Annotated in this window: 20 protein-coding genes; 13 read left to right on the top strand and 7 right to left on the bottom strand. The window is 69.6% G+C overall.

The window, feature by feature from the left end; genetic code table 11:
* Nucleotides 1–132: 132 nt before the first annotated feature.
* Nucleotides 133–1,359 (top strand): DNA polymerase IV, encoded by a 1,227-nt coding sequence (dinB, locus tag AB0I43_RS25030; RefSeq protein ID WP_356974339.1) that lies wholly within the window; start codon nucleotides 133–135, stop codon nucleotides 1,357–1,359.
* Between the two features lie 9 nt (nucleotides 1,360–1,368).
* Here the strand turns inward: dinB and AB0I43_RS25025 are convergent, their stop codons facing one another.
* The 5 genes from AB0I43_RS25025 to AB0I43_RS25005 all read right to left on the bottom strand — a co-directional run bounded on the left by AB0I43_RS25025 (nucleotide 1,369) and on the right by AB0I43_RS25005 (nucleotide 5,740).
* Complete coding sequence (locus tag AB0I43_RS25025; RefSeq protein WP_356974340.1) at nucleotides 1,369–2,535, bottom strand: thiolase family protein; 1,167 nt, start codon at nucleotides 2,533–2,535, stop codon at nucleotides 1,369–1,371.
* Nucleotides 2,536–2,583: 48 nt separating this feature from the next.
* A complete protein-coding gene (locus tag AB0I43_RS25020; protein ID WP_356974341.1) occupies nucleotides 2,584–2,985 on the bottom strand; it encodes a nuclear transport factor 2 family protein in 402 nt (133 codons plus the stop codon).
* A gap of 71 nt (nucleotides 2,986–3,056) precedes the next feature.
* Complete coding sequence (locus AB0I43_RS25015; RefSeq protein ID WP_356974342.1) at nucleotides 3,057–3,998, bottom strand: AEC family transporter; 942 nt, start codon at nucleotides 3,996–3,998, stop codon at nucleotides 3,057–3,059.
* 148 nt (nucleotides 3,999–4,146) lie between these two features.
* Nucleotides 4,147–4,452, bottom strand: coding sequence for a hypothetical protein (locus AB0I43_RS25010; protein WP_356974343.1), 306 nt, complete (start codon nucleotides 4,450–4,452; stop codon nucleotides 4,147–4,149).
* A gap of 46 nt (nucleotides 4,453–4,498) precedes the next feature.
* Entirely contained in the window at nucleotides 4,499–5,740 is a 1,242-nt protein-coding gene (locus AB0I43_RS25005; protein ID WP_356974344.1) for an oxygenase MpaB family protein, read from the bottom strand.
* Nucleotides 5,741–5,988: 248 nt separating this feature from the next.
* Between AB0I43_RS25005 and AB0I43_RS25000 the strand changes: the two genes are divergently transcribed.
* Together AB0I43_RS25000 and AB0I43_RS24995 are read left to right on the top strand one after the other, a co-directional pair.
* A complete protein-coding gene (locus AB0I43_RS25000) occupies nucleotides 5,989–6,393 on the top strand; it encodes a group 1 truncated hemoglobin (protein ID WP_357432678.1) in 405 nt (134 codons plus the stop codon).
* A gap of 65 nt (nucleotides 6,394–6,458) precedes the next feature.
* Entirely contained in the window at nucleotides 6,459–7,325 is an 867-nt protein-coding gene (locus AB0I43_RS24995) for an oxygenase MpaB family protein (RefSeq protein WP_356974346.1), read from the top strand.
* A 16-nt stretch (nucleotides 7,326–7,341) separates the two neighbouring features.
* On the opposite strand, the gene AB0I43_RS24990 is transcribed toward AB0I43_RS24995, so the two are convergent.
* Together AB0I43_RS24990 and AB0I43_RS24985 are read right to left on the bottom strand one after the other, a co-directional pair.
* The gene (locus tag AB0I43_RS24990; protein ID WP_356974347.1) at nucleotides 7,342–8,424 is read right to left on the bottom strand and encodes a lytic murein transglycosylase; all 1,083 of its coding nucleotides are present in this window, start codon (nucleotides 8,422–8,424) and stop codon (nucleotides 7,342–7,344) included.
* Between the two features lie 119 nt (nucleotides 8,425–8,543).
* Nucleotides 8,544–9,371, bottom strand: a complete 828-nt coding sequence (locus AB0I43_RS24985; protein ID WP_356974348.1) for an enoyl-CoA hydratase-related protein — start codon at nucleotides 9,369–9,371, stop codon at nucleotides 8,544–8,546.
* A gap of 279 nt (nucleotides 9,372–9,650) precedes the next feature.
* Here AB0I43_RS24985 and AB0I43_RS24980 point away from each other — a divergent pair, with 279 nt between their 5' ends.
* The 10 genes from AB0I43_RS24980 (at nucleotide 9,651) to AB0I43_RS24935 (ending at nucleotide 18,736) form a co-directional block, all read left to right on the top strand.
* Complete coding sequence (locus AB0I43_RS24980; RefSeq protein WP_356974349.1) at nucleotides 9,651–9,875, top strand: hypothetical protein; 225 nt, start codon at nucleotides 9,651–9,653, stop codon at nucleotides 9,873–9,875.
* Nucleotides 9,875–10,063: a hypothetical protein gene (locus AB0I43_RS24975; RefSeq protein ID WP_356974350.1), complete on the top strand. Its 189-nt coding sequence runs from the start codon at nucleotides 9,875–9,877 to the stop codon at nucleotides 10,061–10,063. Before AB0I43_RS24980 ends, AB0I43_RS24975 begins: the two co-directional genes overlap by 1 nt.
* A 76-nt stretch (nucleotides 10,064–10,139) precedes the next feature.
* Nucleotides 10,140–10,958, top strand: a complete 819-nt coding sequence (locus AB0I43_RS24970; RefSeq protein WP_356974568.1) for an ABC transporter permease — start codon at nucleotides 10,140–10,142, stop codon at nucleotides 10,956–10,958.
* A gap of 1 nt (nucleotide 10,959) precedes the next feature.
* The gene (locus tag AB0I43_RS24965; protein ID WP_356974351.1) at nucleotides 10,960–11,823 is read left to right on the top strand and encodes an ABC transporter permease; all 864 of its coding nucleotides are present in this window, start codon (nucleotides 10,960–10,962) and stop codon (nucleotides 11,821–11,823) included.
* An 8-nt stretch (nucleotides 11,824–11,831) separates the two neighbouring features.
* Nucleotides 11,832–13,271: an MCE family protein gene (locus tag AB0I43_RS24960; RefSeq protein WP_357432677.1), complete on the top strand. Its 1,440-nt coding sequence runs from the start codon at nucleotides 11,832–11,834 to the stop codon at nucleotides 13,269–13,271.
* A 3-nt stretch (nucleotides 13,272–13,274) separates the two neighbouring features.
* On the top strand, nucleotides 13,275–14,297 hold the full coding sequence (locus AB0I43_RS24955; protein ID WP_356974353.1) for an MlaD family protein: 1,023 nt from the start codon (nucleotides 13,275–13,277) through the stop codon (nucleotides 14,295–14,297).
* Nucleotides 14,294–15,313 carry an MlaD family protein gene (locus AB0I43_RS24950; protein ID WP_356974354.1) on the top strand — a complete coding sequence of 340 codons (1,020 nt, stop codon included), beginning with the start codon at nucleotides 14,294–14,296 and terminating at the stop codon, nucleotides 15,311–15,313. The genes AB0I43_RS24955 and AB0I43_RS24950 overlap by 4 nt, the downstream gene beginning before the upstream one ends.
* Complete coding sequence (locus AB0I43_RS24945) at nucleotides 15,313–16,419, top strand: MCE family protein (RefSeq protein WP_357432676.1); 1,107 nt, start codon at nucleotides 15,313–15,315, stop codon at nucleotides 16,417–16,419. The genes AB0I43_RS24950 and AB0I43_RS24945 overlap by 1 nt, the downstream gene beginning before the upstream one ends.
* Entirely contained in the window at nucleotides 16,416–17,561 is a 1,146-nt protein-coding gene (locus AB0I43_RS24940; protein ID WP_357432675.1) for an MCE family protein, read from the top strand. Before AB0I43_RS24945 ends, AB0I43_RS24940 begins: the two co-directional genes overlap by 4 nt.
* Complete coding sequence (locus tag AB0I43_RS24935) at nucleotides 17,558–18,736, top strand: MCE family protein (protein WP_357432674.1); 1,179 nt, start codon at nucleotides 17,558–17,560, stop codon at nucleotides 18,734–18,736. The genes AB0I43_RS24940 and AB0I43_RS24935 overlap by 4 nt, the downstream gene beginning before the upstream one ends.
* Nucleotides 18,737–18,740 lie beyond the last annotated feature (4 nt).

The raw sequence follows: 18,740 nt of genomic DNA, 5'->3' as shown, positions 1-18,740 counted from the left end.
GGCCGCCAGAGTACCGACCGTACGGGATTGCTACGGACGCGAACCGTAGATTGCACCCGTTCGATTCCCTCCACCGCCAGCATATGCGAACATATGTTCGAACCACGGCCGGACGATCGAGGAGGGTTCCCGATGAGCACCGAATCCCGCGCGCACCCGCGCATCCGGGCGCGCGCCGAGGCCTCGATCCTGCACGCCGATCTCGATTCCTTCTACGCCTCGGTCGAACAGCGCGATAATCCGCGACTGCGCGGCCGCCCGGTGATCGTCGGCGGCGGCGTGGTGCTCGCGGCCAGCTACGAGGCCAAGGCGTTCGGCATCCGCACGCCGATGAACGGCGGGCAGGCGCTGCGGCTGTGCCCGCAGGCGATCGTGGTGCCGCCGCGCATGCACGCCTACGCCGACGCCAGCAAGGCGGTGTTCGAGGTTTTCCGGGACACCACGCCGATCGTCGAGGGCATCTCCATCGACGAGGCGTTCCTCGACGTCGGCGGTCTGCGCCGGATCGCGGGCGAGCCCGAGGCGATCGGGCGGCGGCTGCGCGCGCGGATCCAGGGCGAGGTCGGGCTGCCCATCTCGGTCGGCATCGCGCGCACCAAGTTCCTGGCCAAGGTCGCCAGCGCGGTGGCCAAGCCGGACGGCCTGCGCCTGGTGCCGCCCGAGGGCGAACTGGATTTCCTGCACCCCTTGCCGGTCGAAAGGCTGTGGGGCGTCGGCGAAGTCACCGCGGCGAAGCTGCGCGAGCACGGCATCACCCGGATCGCCCAGCTCGCCGAGCTCGGCGAGAGCCCGCTGCGCGGCATCCTCGGCCCGGCCGCCGCCCGGCACCTGTTCGCGCTGTCCATGGCCCGCGATCCGCGCCGGGTCGAGACCGGGCGGCGCCGGCGCTCGATCGGCGCGCAGCGCGCCCTGGGCCGCCGGCACCGCCCGCCCGCGGAGATCGAGGCGTACCTGCACGGGCTCACCGACCGGCTCGGCCGCCGCCTGCGCGCGGCCGACCGGGTGTGCCGGACCGTGGTGCTGCGCTTGCGTTTCGACGATTTCAGCCGCGCCACCCGCTCGCACACCCTGGCCGAGGCCACCGACTCCACCGCCACCCTCCTGGCCGCCGCCCGCACGCTGCTCGCGACGGCCGCCCCGATGATCGCCGAGCGCGGCCTCACCCTGATCGGGCTGGCCCTGACCAACCTCGAAGACGCCGACAGCCCCCAGCTCACCCTCCCGTTCGAGCCGCGCGCGGACAACACCCTCGACGCCACGCTCGACGACCTGCGCCGCCGCTTCGGCTCCGCCGCGGTGACCAGGGCCGCCCTGCTGCGCAGCGGCGAGGGCATGTCGGTGCCGCTGCTGCCGGACTAGCGGGCGCTCCTAGAGGCGCTCGATGATGGTGGCGTTGGCGAGTCCGCCTGCCTCGCACATGGTTTGCAGGGCGTAGCGGCCGCCGGTCTGCTCCAGGTGATTGACCATGGTGGCGAGGATGCGGGTGCCGGACGCGCCGAGCGGATGCCCCAGGGCGATCGCGCCGCCGCGCGGGTTCAGCTTGGCCGGATCGGCGTTCAGATCGTGCTGCCAGACCAGCGGGACCGGAGCGAAAGCCTCGTTCACTTCGTAGACGTCGATGTCCTCGATGCTCAGGCCGCCCTTGGCCAGGGCCTTGCGGGTGGCCGGGATGACGGCGGTGAGCATGAGCAGCGGATCGTCACCGGTGACGGCGAAGGAGTGGAAGCGGGCGCGCGGGCGCAGGCCGAGCTGGTTCGCCTTCTCCTCGCTCATGATCAGCGCCGCCGAGGCGCCGTCGGTGAGCGGCGAGGAGTTGCCCGGGGTGATCGACCACTCGATCTCGGGGAAGCGCTCCTTCACGGCCTCGTCCGCGAACGCCGGACGCAACCCGGCCAGGCCCTCGGGCGTGGTGTTCGCGCGGATGGTCTCGTCGGCGGTGAGCGTGCCCGCGGCGACCAGCTCGTTGTCGAACCCACCGGCCGCGGCGGTCTCGGCGGCGAGCCGGTGCGAGCGGGCCGCGAACGCGTCCAGCGTTTCCCGGTCCAGTTTCCAGCGGCGGCTGATGAGCTCGGCCGCGATGCCCTGCTGGATCAGGCCCTCCGGGAAGCGATGCGCGAGCGGGCCGCGGTTGGCGTCCTTGCCCTGGGCGTTGGAGAACATCGGCGCCCGGCTCATCGACTCCACACCGCAGGCGATCGCGATGTCGTAGGCGCCGGCGAGCACGCCCTGCGCCGCGAAATGCGCCGCCTGCTGCGAGGATCCGCACTGGCGGTCCACGGTGGTGGCGGGCACGGTGTCGGGGAAGCCGGCCGCCAGCACCGCGGTGCGCGAGATATTGAACGCTTGCTCGCCGCTCTGCGTGACGCATCCGCCGATCACATCGTCGACCAGCGCCGGGTCCAGCCCGGTGCGCTCGAGCAGGGCTTGCAGCACGCCCGCCAGCAGGGTCGCCGGATGCACATCCGACAGTCCACCACCGGCTTTCCCTTTTCCGGAGGGCGTGCGGACGACATCGACGAGGACAGCGGAAGGCATGGCGACTCCTAGCTCAGCGTGCCGCCCGGTATGCGAACGGCCATTAACTTAGCCCACCATACCGCGCGCGGCTTCGGCTTGGATACGGGGGAATTGCGCGCCCATCGCGTCCGCGAGCGCCTGGGCCGCGGACAGCGGGCGCACCATCACGGTGAACTCGTCGATCAGGCCGTGCTCGTCCAGGTGCAGGAAGTCGCAGCCGTTCACCGTCTTTCCGTTCACCGTCGCCTCGAAGACCAGCGCGTGGTCCCGTCCGTCGGCGCCGGCGATCTCGCGGACGTAGCGGAAGTCCTCGAAGACCCGCAGCACGCCGCGCAGGATGGCGGCTGTGAGGGGCTTGCCCGGGTACGGCTTGAACGCGACCGGACTGGTGAACACCACGTTCTCCGCCAGGGTCGCCGCCAGCGCCGCTTCGTCGCGCGCCTCGACCGCCTTCTTGAAGGCCTCCATCGCATCCACCTCGCATATGCAACTCGTTGAATAGGTGGATCCAGCCTAACCGGCGACCGGCGGCCCGGGAATCACCGCGGCAGAATCAGCATCCAGAACGGGAGCAGCGCGGCGGTGAGCACGGTGGATTTCACGACCGCCGCGGCGACCAGATCGATGTCCCCGCCGTAGCGCTGGGCGTAAATGAACGCGTTCTGCGCGGCGGGCATGGCGGCGATCACGACGAACATCGCCAGGGCCGGCCCGTCCAGCCCGAACAGGTAGTGCAGCGACGCCCACATGAGCAGCGGGAAGCCGAGGCATTTCACCGCGATCAGCAGATACTCGTCGCGGGCGGCGGGCCGCCAGCGCATGCCGTGGATCCCGACGTGCAGCCCGAGCGCGAACAGCGCCACCGGCGAGGCGGCGGCGCCGGCGAATTCCATGGCCGCCAGCAGCGGCGCGGGCACACCGAGGCCCGCGAGGTTGGCCAGCACGCCCGCCGTGCAGGCCACCACCACCGGCGTCGCGAGCGCGGACCCCACCGCTCGCGCCACGCCACGCCCCTCCCCACGCTCGGAACCACCGTGTTCGAGCACGGCGAGCACGAGGACGGTGAGCACGCACACCTGGAACAGCACCACCGGAAAGATCGCCGAGGCGTCCCCGAACAGGAAATCCAGCACGGGCAGCGCGAAATACGCCGCGTTGACGTGCACCGCGCACATGCACCGCAGCGCGGTGTCCGACGCGGCCAGTCCGGCCCAGCGCGCGGCGAGCGCGATCAGCGCGAAGGCGGTGAGCGTGGTGGCGGCATAGCCGCCGATCGCGGCGGGCGCGAACAGCGCGGCCAGATCGGCGCGGTACAGCTGCGGGAACAGATAGGCCGGAATGGCGAACAGGAAGGCGAAGTCGCTGAACGTCTTCGCCGCCTCGCCCGCGAGCAGCTTGCGCGCCCCGAAGACCGCGCCCCCGCCGAACACCAGCAATACCGGAGCGAGCTTGGCCAGCGTCCCCGCGACCGCACCAATCATCACATCACCCGCTCAATCCGGCACCGACGCCGCCCATTCTGCACCGGGCCCGGACGGTCCCGGCCGCCGGTCGGTGCGCGGACAGCGGAAAACCCCTTCCGATCGGAGCCGGAAGGGGTTCGGTGTCAGGCGGGCGGGCCGCCCGGAGTCAGCGCAGGCCGGCGGTGCACGGGCTGGGCAGCCCGGACCCGGAGGCGAGATCGCAGAAGCCGCCGGTCAACGCGTTCAACGGCGTGGCCACCAGGAGCACCAGCACGCCGATGATGTTGCCCTGCTGGGCCAGCCACACGGCCGAGCGGGCCGCGTTGTCGACGGAATCGATGACGGCCGAGCCGGTTTCGGCGACCGGCGCGGCCGGGGCGGCGTCGAGAGGTTGGGCCGTGGCCGCGGCGGCCGCGGCGACGAGAGCGGCCGCGGCGGTCGACGCCACGGTGAGCCGGAGGGTGGTTCGCATCAACGCGCTCCTCGAATCAGGGGTAGGGGCAGGGGAATCGGGCGGATCACTTGGGCGGCTTGCTCATGTCCCGGTTCATGGTGGGAATCTCGATGCTGATCGGCATCCGCAGCTCCGCCAGATAGACCAGGGCGGCCTGGCGCAGGAACTCGTCGAAGAGCCAGTAGGCGTCCGGCGCGAGCGGGACGACCGGCAGCAGGCCCTCGCGCACGGCGATGAACGGCCCCCAGCTCACCCGCAGCAGCGGATCCCACACCGGCTCGCGCGCGATGCGCAGCTCGTCGGCGATCTTGTCGCCCAGCAGGAACCGGGTGAACGAGCCGAGCACCGGCTTGGTCAGGATCGCCAGGTCGAGGTTCACGCCCAGGCGCAGCAGCCGGTCGGCCAGGGCCGCGCCCTCGGGGGTCGCCGCCAGGATCGGGTCCAGCACCTGCGCCGCTTGCGAATTGGCCTCCGGCCAGGAGTTCGGGATGTACTCGTCGCGGATGCCGAGCATGTGCGCCGCTACCTGCCAGGAGTGCAGGAACGCCTCCGACTCGGCGGGCGGGATCGGCACGCCCCACGCGGTCAGGTGCCGCATGACGGTGGTGGGCAGACTGTGCCAGGTCACCATCATGTCGTTCTGACTGATCGGGATGCCCTCCTGCGCGACGCTGGCCCAGTGCGGCGAGCGCGGCAGCAGGTTGCGCACGGCGGCATGCACCAGGCGAGTCTTCACACAGGTCACCACCATTTCCCCGTCGGGGCCGTAGGCGTTGTGCGTGCCGATGTCGTACCCGAGCTTGGCGGTTTTGGTGATGCGGTCCTTGAGGTCGTGGCCGCCCTTGGAGTAGTAGACCGCGCGCGCCTCCTTCGGGATGACGGTGCTCATCATCCCGCTGGCGAGCCCGTACAGCACGCCGAGGTAGAGGCCCCGCTTCTTGTTGAACTGGACCGCGGTGCCCAGCTTGCCCTGGTCGGCCCACTGCGGCAGCCGGCGTGCGTACTCCATGAAATCCCGGAGTTCGGTGGGCAATCCGTCCGGTAACGGCTGACCGTTCCTGGTCCACTGGCGCAGCAGCGCGTTGACCGCGGGCACCTCGCCCCGATCGATGAGGCCGCCGACGAGCTCGTCGACTTCCGGATCCCAGATGCCCATGGGGTCCAGTCCGTCGCCGGTCCCGGCCACCGAGCCCTGCGGGGACCAGGTCCAGGGCTCCGCGCGCGCCGGCACCATCACTGCCATCGCGCCGAACGCACCCAGAACACCGCTGGCTTTCAGCGCAGTCCGCCTGCTGAGACTGTCCATGTCGTTTCCACTCCTCTTCGAGCCTGAGAATGAGCAGTAACTTATCAGTGCAACTGACACTTTGTCAGCAGTTTCACAGGAACCCGTTCTCGTTAATGTGCAGCCACCGAAGTTGCTGACCGGCACAGCACCGCAGATGCGAACCCCAAGCGGCATCGAGGCCGCTAGAGCACGTGATATTGCCACCCTGACAAGCCGCCGTCTGCCTGCTATGTTAGTGACGATTCCGCTCGATGAGGACGGTACCGATGGATGGACTCGACGAGCCGCGCGCACCGGCCTCGACCTACGCGGCGATCGGCGGCCACGAGGCGCTGGAAAGGGTCGTAGACGATTTCTACGACCGGGTCCTCGCCGACCCGCGACTGCGCCCGTTCTTCGACGGCACCAACATGTCTCGCATGAAGGGCCGGCAGGTCGAATTCTTCGCCGCAGCTCTCGGCGGTCCCGGCCCCTACCGCGGCGTCACCCTGCGCCAGGCGCACCGGGGCCGCGGCATCACCCGGCAGCACTTCGACCTGGTCGCGGGCCACCTGGCCGCCGCGCTCACGGCGGCCGCCGTACCGGCCGAGCTGATCGCCCGGATCATCGCGGTCGTCGCCCCGCTGGCCGAGGACATCGTCTCCTCCGGTGACATTCGGAACCTTAAGTAACTTACCCGGCCTGGCGGCGGCACCGTGCCGCCGCGCGATGCGGGCCGCGAGAGAGGGAGGGTCTCGTGCCGAGCACGGCCGAACAACCACATCAGCCCGGCCCGCCGCCCCCGGCGGCGGAACCGAAACCGATAGACCGATTCCTGGCCGGGCCCGCCGCTCTGCTCGGCGGTCCGGCCAACGTCGTCATGCAGCTGAGCCTGCCGCCGGTGGGGCGGGCCCTGGTCGAGAGCACCGTGGAGAGCGGCCGGTACTCGCTGCATCCGCGCAAACGCGGGCGGACCACGCTCACCTATCTCGCCGTGGCCATGCTCGGCACCGACGAGGAGCGCGTCGCCTACCGCGAGGCCACCGACACCTCGCACCGGCACGTCCGGTCCGCGCCCGGCAGCGCCGTGCGCTACAACGCCTTCGATCCGCGCCTGCAACTCTGGGTCGCCGCGTGCATCTATCGCGGCACCGCGGACTCGCTGCGGCTGCTCTACGGCCCCATGGACGAGGCGAGCGCCGACGAGTTGTACTACGAGTCCAGCCGATTCGGCACGACGCTGCAGATGCCGGCGCAGCTGTGGCCGCCCGACCGGGCGGCCTTCGCCGAGTACTGGGACGCGAAACTGCTCGAGATCTCGGTCGACCCCGAGGTCAAGGCGTACCTGCTCGATCAGGTCGTGGGCCTGGCGCCCTACCGGCGCGGGGAGCGGCTGCTGTTCCGGCCGTTCAATCGCTTTTTCACGACCGGCTATCTGCCACAACGGTTTCGAGACGAACTCGGATTATCCTGGGGTCCGCGCCGGCAGCGCGCCTTCGAGGTGATCATGCGCGGCATCGGCCTGGTCGTGGGCCGGCTTCCGGCGCGCTGGCGGCTGTATCCGTTCGACAAGCACCTGCGCAATATGCGGCGTCGCCGCGCGCTCGGCAAGCCGCTGGTCTGACCGTCCCGCCGGTCCCCTACGCGGGGACCGGCAGCACGATGCCGAAGGGCAGCACGAGGCCCGGCGGCGGTGCGGGCGGCGGCGTCGAATCCGGTTGCGGCGCACCCTGATCCGGTAATTGCGGGGTGCAGAAGATGCCGCAGGGAATCGGCGGCAGGCCCGGAATCGTGATCGTCACCGGCGCGGACGGTTCCGTCCGCACCTCCGCCACGGGCGGTTCGGCCGGGCTGGGCGGCAGCGGCTCGGGCGCCACGGGCGGGCTCGTGACCAGCACGGGCGGAGTCGATTCCGCGAACCGCACCGGGCTCGGCGTCCCGCCGTCGCGGTAGGCCGCCGACCAGCCGAGCACCTCCGCGGCGTAGGACATCGAGTGGTTGTAGCGCAGCACCGCCCGCGACTCCTGGGCCGGATCGCGCAGGTCGAGTCCGCCGGAACACAGGTACCGGCCCGCCGCCAGCGCGGCGTCGTAGACGTTGTGCGGATCGCGCACCCCGTCGCCGTTGCCGTCCGCCGCGTAGTGCGACCAGGTGCCCGGCAGGAACTGCATCGGCCCGAGCGCCCGCACGCCGCTGCCGTCCTCGGTCAGGATCACCTCGTTGCCCGGCAGCGTGCCGTCCAGCGCGGGCCCCAGGATCGGCGTGACCGTGGTGCCCGCGTCGTCCGTGCGCCCGCCGCTCGCGTGCCCGGATTCGATGCGGCCGATTCCCGCCAGCAGATTCCAGCTGAGCCCGCACCCGGGCTGCGTCGAGGCCAAGGTCAGTTCGGCATTCCGGTAGGCCGCGAGCGCGATCTCCGGAATGCCGAGCGCGCCGCCGCCGGGCGGCAGCGCGAAACTGCGCCCCGGGAGGACCGGCGGCGGAACCGGATCGGCCGGGGTGCCGGCGATCATCTCGCGCCAGTCCCGCGCCGACTCCGGCACGACCGGCAGCAGCCCGACGCTCCGCGCGGCCACCGCCGCGGGATCACCGTCGGGCACCGGGGGGCGGTTGTCGGCGGTATCGACGCCGTCGGCGGAACCCGTTGGCGCAGTGCCGGATCCGGTACACACCAGGCCCGCCACCAGCAGGGCCGAGGCGGTCAGCGGGGCATACATTCGCATCCGGACACCTGACCCTGAGTGAGATTCATCAATAACTTACAACTGCATAGTGACCGCTCTCACTCTAGATTTCAAGACTGATGCCTCAGTGAACATTCGGAATCATCGATAACATCGGACTATGGCCCCGGCAGCCAGCCGTCCAGATCCGGCAGGTCGACGGCGGCCACGCCGGTGAAGTGCGGGGGCCGCTTCTCCAAGAAGGAGGAGATGCCCTCGGCGAGGTCGGGACTGGTGGCGGCGAACGGGATCGTCTTGCGGTCCAGCGCGAAGGCGGCCTCCGGACTGCCGTGCGCGGTCATCGCGACCAGCGCCCGGCGGATCACGGCGGCGGAGCCGGGTGCGAGGTTCGTCGCGAGGTCGCGGGCCAGCGCGTACGCGGCGGGCAGCAGCTCCGCGGGCGGGTGCACGCTGGTGACCAGTCCGGCGGCGGCGGCTTCCTGCGCGGAGAAAACCCGGCCGGTGAGCATCCACTCCTTGGCCTTGGCCAGCCCGACCAGCTGCGGCAGGAACCAGGTCGAGCCGCCCTCGGGGAACAGGCCGCGGCGGCCGAACACGAAGCCGAAACGCGCCCGGTCGCTGGCCAGGCGGAAGTCGGCGGCCAGCGTCATGGAGACGCCGACCCCGACCGCCGGTCCGGGGAAGGCGACGATGATCGGTTTGTTCGACTTCGTCATCGGGCGAACCACCCGGGTGGCGGGTTCGTCCCAGTCCGGGTCGGTGTGGTCCCCGAGCGCGGGCTCGGCGAAATCCATTCCCACACAGAAGTATTCGCCCGCAGCGGTGAGCACGATGACGCGGACCAGGTCGTCGCGGTCGGCCCGGGTGAGCGCGGCGGCCAGTTCGTCGGCCATGGCGAGGGTGAATCCGTTGCGCGCGTGCGGGCGATTCAGCGTGATCGTCGCGATCGCGTCGTCGACGGCGTAGGTGATCGTTGTGGTATCCATCGACCGTCAACCTACTCGGCGGCCATCAGCGGAACAACTGACAACATGGCAGAGTCCGAGCATTGTTCACGCGGGCTATATCACCTCTTTCGCTGGTTGTTTGACGCAGATCCACCTCCCCCAAGCTCTTCCATATTGATGAATAGTGAGTAACATACCGGGGAGTCGACCCGCGCTCCACGCAGCGAGCCGGCGGCGACGGGGGCAACGACGCGACCAACCATCGGGCGAACGCGCGCGTGCCGGTTGCCAGGCAGGTAGCGAAAGGACTGAAGCGAGATGCTCAAACGGTTGGATCGGATACTCAGCTACGAGATGAAGGTGTCGGAGTTCCTCGGCACCCTGATCATTCTGGGCATCCCCTACGGCCTGATCGGTGTCGTCTGGAGCGTGACCCACACCTCGCATCTCAAGGAGCTCAACGGCATCGACGTGATCGTGTCGTTCCTCGGATCCATCGTGTGCTGGCCGGTCCTCACCTTCGCGAATGTGTCCATGACCTGATGATGGCGCTGGTCTGGCTCATCGACATCCTGGTGATCGGCGTCAAGATCCTCGGTGGGCGAACGAAGGTCAATCCGGTACTGCGCTACGGACTCTGGTCCGCGGTGCTGTGCGCGGCCGTCGCGGGTGTCGCCGCCGTCGGCGTCCTGCTGGTGCTGTTGCAGGGCTACCTGGAAGACATGGCATGAACGAGAGGAACGGCTTCCAGTGACGGCCACTGTGCACAAGCCGGCATCGGCGGGACCGGAACCGGAACCCGACGAGCTGGCGCGAATCACCGAGAGCATCACCGGCCTGTGGCGGCGGCATCCGCAGCGCTCGCTGGAAACCCTGGGCCGCCAGGTCGGCCTGGGCCGGGAGGCGTTGCGCCAGCTGGTCGTGGCGCTGGTGCGCCGGCGCTTCCCCTACCAGGAATTCATCAAGCAGTGCGCCTTCATGGCCAGCGTGTCTGCGGCGCCGACCGTGCTGGTGGCGATCCCGATCGCCGTGGTCGTCTCGATCCAGATCGGCGCGCTGGTCAACCAGGTCGGCGCGACGACGTTCATCGGTGCGGTGGCCGGCCTCGGCATCATCCGCCAGGGCGCGCCGCTGGTCACCTCGCTCATGATCGCGGGCGCGGTCGGCTCGGCCATCTGCGCCGATCTCGGCTCGCGCACGATCCGCGAGGAGATCGACGCCATGATGGTCATGGGCGTGGATCCGGTGCGCCGGCTGGTCGCGCCGCGCCTGGCCGCGGCCGTGCTGGTCAGCATGCTGCTGTGCGGCTTCATCGTGTTCGTCGGATTCGCGACGGCCTACATGTTCAACGTGTACGCGCAGTCGGGCACGCCCGGCTCGTTCATCTCCTCGTTCGCGTCCTTCGCGGTCGCGAACGATCTGATCGTCGCGCTGGTCAAGGCGGCCATCTTCGGCGCGCTGACGACGATCATCGCCTGCGATATCGGCCTGCACGCCAAGGGCGGGCCGGGCGGCGTCGCGAACGCGGTGAACGCCGCGGTGGTGAGCTCGCTGCTGATGCTCTTCGCCACCAACATCATCATCACCCAGCTGTACAACACGCTGTTTCCGACGAAGGTGATCTGACGTGGGCAGTACCTACACTCCCCCGCCGCTCAAGCCCGTGCGCATGGTCGGCAACGCCGTCGCGGTGCCGATGCGGGCCAATCAGCGGCTCGGGCATCAGGCCATCACCTTCTTCCAGGCGGTGGGCGCGATGCCCTACGTGCTCAAGCACTATCGCAAGGAATTCCTGCGGCTGACCGCCGATGTCGGCTGGGGCAACGGCTCGCTGGTGGTCGGCGGCGGCACCGTCGGGGTGGTCATCATCCTGTGCGCCTTCGCGGGGATCACGGTCGGCATGGAGTCCTACTCGGCGCTGAACCTGCTCACCATGAGCCCGCTCACCGGCGCGATCGCCGGCTTCGCGATCACCCGCGAGCTGGCGCCGATCATCGCCACCCTGGCCTTCGCCATCCAGGCGGGCTGCCGGTTCACCGCGCAGCTGGGCGCCATGCGCATCTCCGAGGAGATCGATGCCCTGGAATCCATTGCGATCCGGCCGCTTCCGTACTTGATCAGCACCCGGATGATCGCCTCCACGCTGACCCTGATCCCGCTCTACAGCGTGGGGCTGGCCGCGGCCTACCTGTCCACCAAGCTGTCGGTGCTGTTCCTCGGCGGCACCACCGCGGGCACCTACGATCACTACTTCTTCCAGTTCCTCGTCGGGCCGGACGTGTACTGGTCGCTGCTCAAAGTGGTGGTGTTCGTGCTGCTTTCGACGTTCATCCAGTGCTACCACGGCTACACCGCGAGCGGCGGCCCGGAGGGCGTCGGCGTCGCCGCCGGACAGGCCCTCAAGTCGGTCATCGTCGTCGTGGTGTTCGCCGATCTGTTCATGACTCTCGCGATCTGGGGCATCGATCCCGGATTCCGGATCTCCGGTTAGGGGCGACGATGCTTCTCGATCCCAGTGGCCGCGGGCCCACCGCCCGCCAGCTCACACTGTCCGGCCTGGCGATGCTCACCGCCATCGGCGCGGGTCTGTCGCTGCTCGTGCTGCGCTACGACGGCCGCTTCGAGGACAAGGTGCCGGTCACCGCGGTGCTGACCAGCACCGGTGACGGCCTGCCGGAGAACGCGGACGTGAAGTTCCGCGGCATGGTGGTGGGCCGGGTCGACGCCGTCGACATCGTCGCCAAGGGCAACCGGCAGGAGGCGGCGATCTGGCTGAAACCCGGTATCGCCGGGACGATTCCGGCCACGGTCGCCGCACGCGTCATTCCGAACAACCTGTTCGGCGTGACCGCGATCGAACTGGTCGACACCGAGCCGACCACGCAGACGCTGCGGGCCGGCGCCACCATCGAAGAGGACACCAGCGCGAGCACCGTGCAGTTGCAGACGACCCTGAACGTGCTGCGCGACGTGCTGGACAACATCCAGCCCGAGAAGCTCGGGCGCGTGCTGGCCACCCTCGCCGCGGCCCTCGATCCGGCGGCCCGGGCCCCCGGCTCCACGATCGAACGGCTGGACACCTGGATGACCGAGGTGCGGGCGCTGCCCGGCATGCCCCGCCTGCTCGGCGATCTCGGCAACGCCGCGACCGCGCTGAGCCAGTCCGCGCCCGAACTGGTCGGGGTGCTCTCGGAGTCGGTCACCACCGCCCGCACCCTCACCGAGCAGCGCAACGCCCTGGTCGCCATGCTGACCAACGGCGGCGCGGCGATCGACACGGTGAATTCGCTGTTCGCGGCGAATCCGGATTCGGGCAAATTCCTGGTGTCGGGCGTGAACGAGCTGTTCGGCAGCCTGGCCAAGGATCCCGCGGCGATCCCGTTCGCGATCTCGAACCTCAACACCGCGCTGCAACGCCTCTCGGGGGTGTTCTCCTTCGGGCCGAGCCGGCAGATGGTGTGGAAGATGGACGTCAGCCTGACTCCGTTCCAGCAGTACACGGCCAAGGATTGCCCGCGCTACGGCGACGTGGCCGGCCCGCGATGCGGCGGCCCGACCGTGCCGGAAGTCGCTCCGGAACAGGAATATCCGCGGCAGATGCTGCCCCAGCGCCTGGAATCGGCCGGCCCGGCTCCGGCCACGGCCCCGGCGGCCGCGCCGGGAGTGCTCGGCATTCCGGGCGCTCCGACGATCCCCGGCCTGCCGACGCTGCCGATGATCCCCGGGCTGCCGGTCATTCCGGGCATCACCGCACCCGCGGCGCAGACCGAGCCCACGCCCGCGCCGGCGGGCGCGGCCGGTCCGATCGCCCTGCGCGGCAACGCCGCGGTCGCGGCGGTCGTGGGCGGCGAGCCCACCGTGGCACAGCTGCTGCTGCTGGCGCCGGTGCTCCAGGGCGGATACCTCGAAGTCGCGGCGACGCCGAAAGGCGGTAAGTGAGCAATGAAATCAGGAAAAGCCCTGATCGGGTTCAGCGCGTTCGCCGTGGTAGCGGTCGCGCTGACCTACACCATGTGGTCGACGCTGCAACGTTCGGTCGCCGGTCCCACCAACAGCTATTCCGCGGTGTTCACCGACGTGCTCGGCCTGCGGGTCGGTGACGACGTGCGGATGGCCGGGGTGCGCGTCGGGCGCGTCGACAAGATCGATTTCACCGACGGCTACCGGGCGCGGGTCGACTTCCAGCTCCAGGACGAACAGCACCCGACCGACACCACCAAAGCGCTGGTGCGCTACCAGAATCTGATCGGCCAGCGCTATGTGGCGCTGCTGCCCGGCGACGAGCGCGGCTCCCGGATGCCGGCCGGATATCAGATCCCGGTCGAGCGCACCGAACCGTCCTTCGACGTCTCGGCGCTGCTGTCCGGGTTCGAGCCGCTGTTCAGCGTGCTGCAGCCGGACCAGGTGAATTCGCTGTCGGAGACGCTGGTCCAGGCCCTGCAGGGCAACGGCGTCTCGCTCAGCTCGCTGATCGTGCAGGCGGCGGAACTGGCCGGCACCTTCGGCCAGCGCGACCAGATCCTCGGCGACGTCCTGACCAACCTGAGCAGTGTGATCGAGGGCCTGGCCCATCGCAGCGGTGAGCTGGAAACCCTGATCACCCAGGCGCGCGCGCTGATGGAGGGCCTCTACTCCCAGGGTGCGGCGCTCAAGGGCTCGGTGGATCAGATCGCCTCGGCCACCGACTCGCTGATGGGGATCATCACCTCGGTGAAACCCGGTCTGGTGCGGGCGCAGAACGACGCCACCGCCGGCGTCGCGCTGCTGCTGCTCAACGGCGCCGCGCTGGACCGCACGGCGTTCGAGCTGCCGGCCTTCCTCAATGCCGTCGCCCGCTTCTCCAGCTACGGCGCCTACGGCAACGCCTTCATCTGCCGCCTGGACATCTCGCTGTGGGGTGTGGTGCTGCCCCCGGGCATCGTCACCGAGATCGGCGGCCCGGCTCAATCGGAGGTGTGCCGATGATCGCGGCATTGCGCCGGATACCGGCAACGGTCTGGGCCAACCGCTACCTGCGGCTGGGCCTGCTGGCCGCGGCCGCGGTCCTGCTGCTGGTGGTCGGCTCCACCGTGCTCGCCGAGGCGCGCCTGGGCGACAAGACGATCCAGGCCGAACTGGCACAGGCGGCCGGGCTGCGCCCGGGCGCGACGGTCGACGTCTCGGGGATCGAGGTCGGCCAGGTCAGCGCGGTGCGCCTGGACGGGGACAAGGTGCTGGTGGACCTGAAGGTCCGCGACGATCTGCGCCTGGGCCCGGATGCCCGGCTGACGGTGGAGATGTCGACCATCCTGGGCCGGCTGCACATCGACCTGGTGCCCGGCAACGGAAAGGGATTGCCCGGCAACCGGATCCGGATCGACAACACCAAGGTGCCCTACAACCTCAGCAAGGTGATCCAGGATCCGCAGTATCAGAACTCCTTCCAGCGGATCGAGCGGATCGATCCGGCCAAGCTGCGCGAGGCGCTGGACGTGGTGAGCAAGCAGATGGGCGATTCCCCGGAGTTGGCGGTGCAGGCGCTGGACAGCATCGGCGCGCTCGCCAAGGTGGTCAACGAGCGCCGCGATTCCGTCGACACCCTGCTCAAGGGCATGGACACGGTCTCCCAGCTGGTCGCCGACAACCAGAACAGCGTGCTGTTGCTGCTGACCCAGGGCGAGCGCATCGGCGCGGCCGTGCAGCAGCGCCAGGACGTGCTGCGTCAACTGCTCGACAACGTGGCCGCGCTCTCGGCGCTGCTGCAGGAGATGGGTGTGGAGAACAACAACCAGATCAGCCCGCTGATCGCCGACCTGAACACCATGTCGGAGGGGCTGACCAAGAACCGCGACAACCTGGCCCGGCTCTACGAGATCATGCCGGTCACGCTGCGCCAGTTCAACAATGTGCTCGGCGACGGACCGTACGGAAACGTGTACGCGCCGTGGCTGTTCCCGGACAACTGGCTGTGCTTCGCGCAGGTCACCCAGGGGTGCAAGTGATGAGAACCTCCGCTGTCCGCAAACTGGCCGCGCTGTGTGCCGCCGCGTTGTTCGCCGCCGGGTGCGGCTTGATCCCCGCCAGCCTGAGCACCCTGCCGGGTCAGGTGCTGGGCGGGCAGATGCGGATCAGCGCCGATTTCGAGAACGTCGCCGGGCTCTACGCCGGCAACGAGGTCGCGGTGCTCGGGGTGCCGGTCGGCAGCGTCGAGACGGTGACTGCGCGCGGCAGCTATGTCGAGGTGGTCATGACCATCGACGCCTCGGTCGCGATCCCCGCCGACGCCATCGCCGCGCTGGTCAATCCGCAGCTGATCACCAACCGGCACGTCGAACTCGCCCCCGCCTACACCGGGGACGGCCCGAGGCTCACCGACGGCATGCATATCCCGTTGCCGCGCACCCGGACTCCGGTCGAACTCGACCGGATCCTGGAGAACTTCGATCAGCTCGGCGCGGCGCTGAAGGGCGACAGCGAGAGCGGCCCGATGGCGAGCCGGGTGCTGTTCCCGCTGCTCAACGGCAACGGCGACCGGCTACGCGAGACGCTGGACGCGCTGTCCTCGGCGTTCGAGGTGACCATGGCCAACAAGGACCAGATCGCCAACACCGTCGTGAAACTGAACGAGATCACCCAGATCATCGCCCAGAACGATCAGACCGTGCGCGACTTCAGCGGACGGCTCACCGAGCTGGTCGCGCTGATGGGACAGCAGGCGCCCGGCCTGCAGGCGGTCATCACCCAGCTCAACGACTTCCTGAACAACACGGCCGCGCTGGTCGGCGAGAACAAGGACCAGCTGGCGGGCGCGCTGTCGCGGTTCATGGACATCACCGCCCAGATGCGCGGCAACGCCAGGCAATTGACCGAGATCGTCGACGTCGCGCCCCTGCTGTTCCAGAACCTGTCGAACGCGACCAGCCACGAGCACCAGGCGCTGCGCCTGCACGGCCTGCTGGACAAGAGCGTGCTCGACGGCGAGGCGCTGTCGCTGTTCTGCGAGCGGGTGGGGATGCGCCACGACGGCTGCCGCACCGGCAAGATCGCGGACTTCGGCCCCGACTTCGGGCTCACCGCCGCACTGCTGGGAATGACGGAGCTGAAATGACCCGACGACTCACCACCGCCGCGGCCGCCCTGGTGACGGCCGCGACCCTGGCCGGGGCGACCGGCTGCGCGGTCACCGTCCAGAACATCCCGATGCCGAAACCCGGCATCGGCGCGCCGGGCTACACCCTCCGCGCGGCTTTCCGGGACGCGCTCAATCTGCCCGACCGCGCGCACGTCAAGATCGGCGGCAGCGACATCGGCGTCGTCACCGGCATCACCTCCAAGGATTTCGTGGCCGAGGTGGAAATGCTGATCCGCGAGGACATCCAGCTGCCCGCCGGCACCACCGTGGAACTGCGGCAGGCCACGCCGCTGGGCGACATGTTCGTGGCGATGACGCTGCCGAGCGCGGCCGAGGCCGGGCCGCCGCTGCGGGCCGGCGATGTCATCGGCCTGGAGCGAACGGTCACCGCCGCGTCGGTCGAGCAGCTGATGATGTCGGTGTCGATGCTGGTCAACGGCGGCGGCATCAATCAGGCCGCGCGGATCACCTCGGAGCTGAACTCGATGTTCGTCGGGCGCGGGCCGCAGCTGGCGCACCTGATCACCGAGATGACCGCGGTGATCTCGGCGCTGAACCAGCGCACCGGCGACATCGACAACGTGCTCGGCGGATTGAACGTGCTCAGCGGCGAATTGGCCCGGCGCAAGGCCGAACTCGGCCAGGCCGCCGACACCTTCCCCGGCCTGATCGGCCTGTTCACCGAGAACAATCAGCGCATCGTGGATCTGCTGACCAAGACCTCGACCACCATGGCCGCGCTGCAGGACTTCAGCGAGACCACCGGCGGCGACTTCGTCAGCCTCTTCGACAGCATCCAGCAGCTGATGTCGGCCTTCGCCCAGTCCACCGACATGACCGCCGCACTCGAGGGGCTGCACTGGCTCACGCCGCGGGTGCTGGCCTCGATGGAGGGACCCACCCTGGCGGTGGCGGCGACGGTGTCCTACCTGAGCGTCGGCGCGCTCACCGACCCGAGCGGCAGCCGCCTGCCCGAGGTCGCGGATGTCCCGGCCTTCATCGGCAGCTTCGCCCAGGTGCTGGAAAAGGTGCTGGGCCGCCTCAACAGTCCGCCCCGCCCGGCGCCGCAACCGGACGCCGCGCCGCAACCGCAGGAGACCGAGGAGGGTCCGCGATGAATCCACCGCTGTGGCAGTGGGTGGTGCGACACCGGATCGGCGTCGCGAATCTCGGGCTGGTCGCCGTGCTGATCCTGGGCTGCGCCTATATCGGCGCGAATGTGCTGCGCTTCAACCCGATTCCGCACACCTACACCGTGACCGTGCAGCTGGCCACCTCCGGCGGTCTGATGGCGGGCAACGACGTCACCTTCCGGGGCACCCGGGTCGGGCTGATCAAGGAGGTGCGGGTCTCCGGTGACGGGGTCGCCTCCCTCGCCGAGATCGAGGACAGCGCACGCATTCCCGTCGGCGGCACCGTGGCCGTCGGGCGGCTGTCCGCCGCCGGTGAGCAGTACCTGGACTTCCGCCCCGACACCGAGTCCGCTCCCTTCCTCGCCGACGGCGCGGTGGTGGAGCGGTCCGGCACCACCACGCCGGTGCCGGTGCACTCGGTGCTGACCAATCTCACCGGGTTCATCGGCGGCCTGAATCCCGAGCGGCTCGACGTCATCGTCAACGAGCTGGACAAGGCCCTGGCCGACGGGCCGGACCGGCTGCGCAACATGATCTCCGGGATCAGCCGCGCGATGGCGGGCCTGACCGATCTGCTGCCCCAGACCAAGCAGCTGCTGGAGAACCTGTCGGTGATCGCGGAGACCACCTCGCACGCGCAACCGGACCTGGGCACCATCACCGGCGCGGGCACCACCCTGTTCGAGCAGCTCACCGCTTCCGACGCGGAGGTGCGCGCGCTGCTCTCGCTCGGCCCGGGTCAGCTGGCGACCATCGGCGGCTTCGTCAGCGAGACCCAGGACCCCATCACCAATCTCGTGACGAACTTCGTCGCCATCACCAAGGCGGCCAAGTTGCGCGCGCCGGCCATCGCCGCGCTGTTCCCCTCGCTGCGGTTGTTCTCCGAGGCGATCGGCATTCCGGCGCACGACGGCGCCTACCACACCCTGATCGACCCGTGGCCGCGCCCGAGCTGCGACTACGACACCATCCCGGTGGTGCCGACCCAGGCGCAGACCGATACCCGGGTGCGGCTCTACAACTACTGCGTCACCAGCAATCCGGCGATCCAGGTGCGCGGCTCGGCCAACGCGCCCCGGCCCGACGTCCCCGACAACGGCGCCGCGCCGCCGCCGGGCGTCACCGGAAACGAACTGTCCCAGCCCGTCCCCGGCCGATAGGAGA

Origin of the sequence: Nocardia sp. NPDC050435, assembly GCF_040655395.1 — a bacterium.
Taxonomy (GTDB): Bacteria; Actinomycetota; Actinomycetes; order Mycobacteriales; family Mycobacteriaceae; genus Nocardia.
The sequence above is the reverse complement of the archived record's forward strand: the minus strand, read 5'-3'. Positions and strand labels throughout refer to the sequence as shown.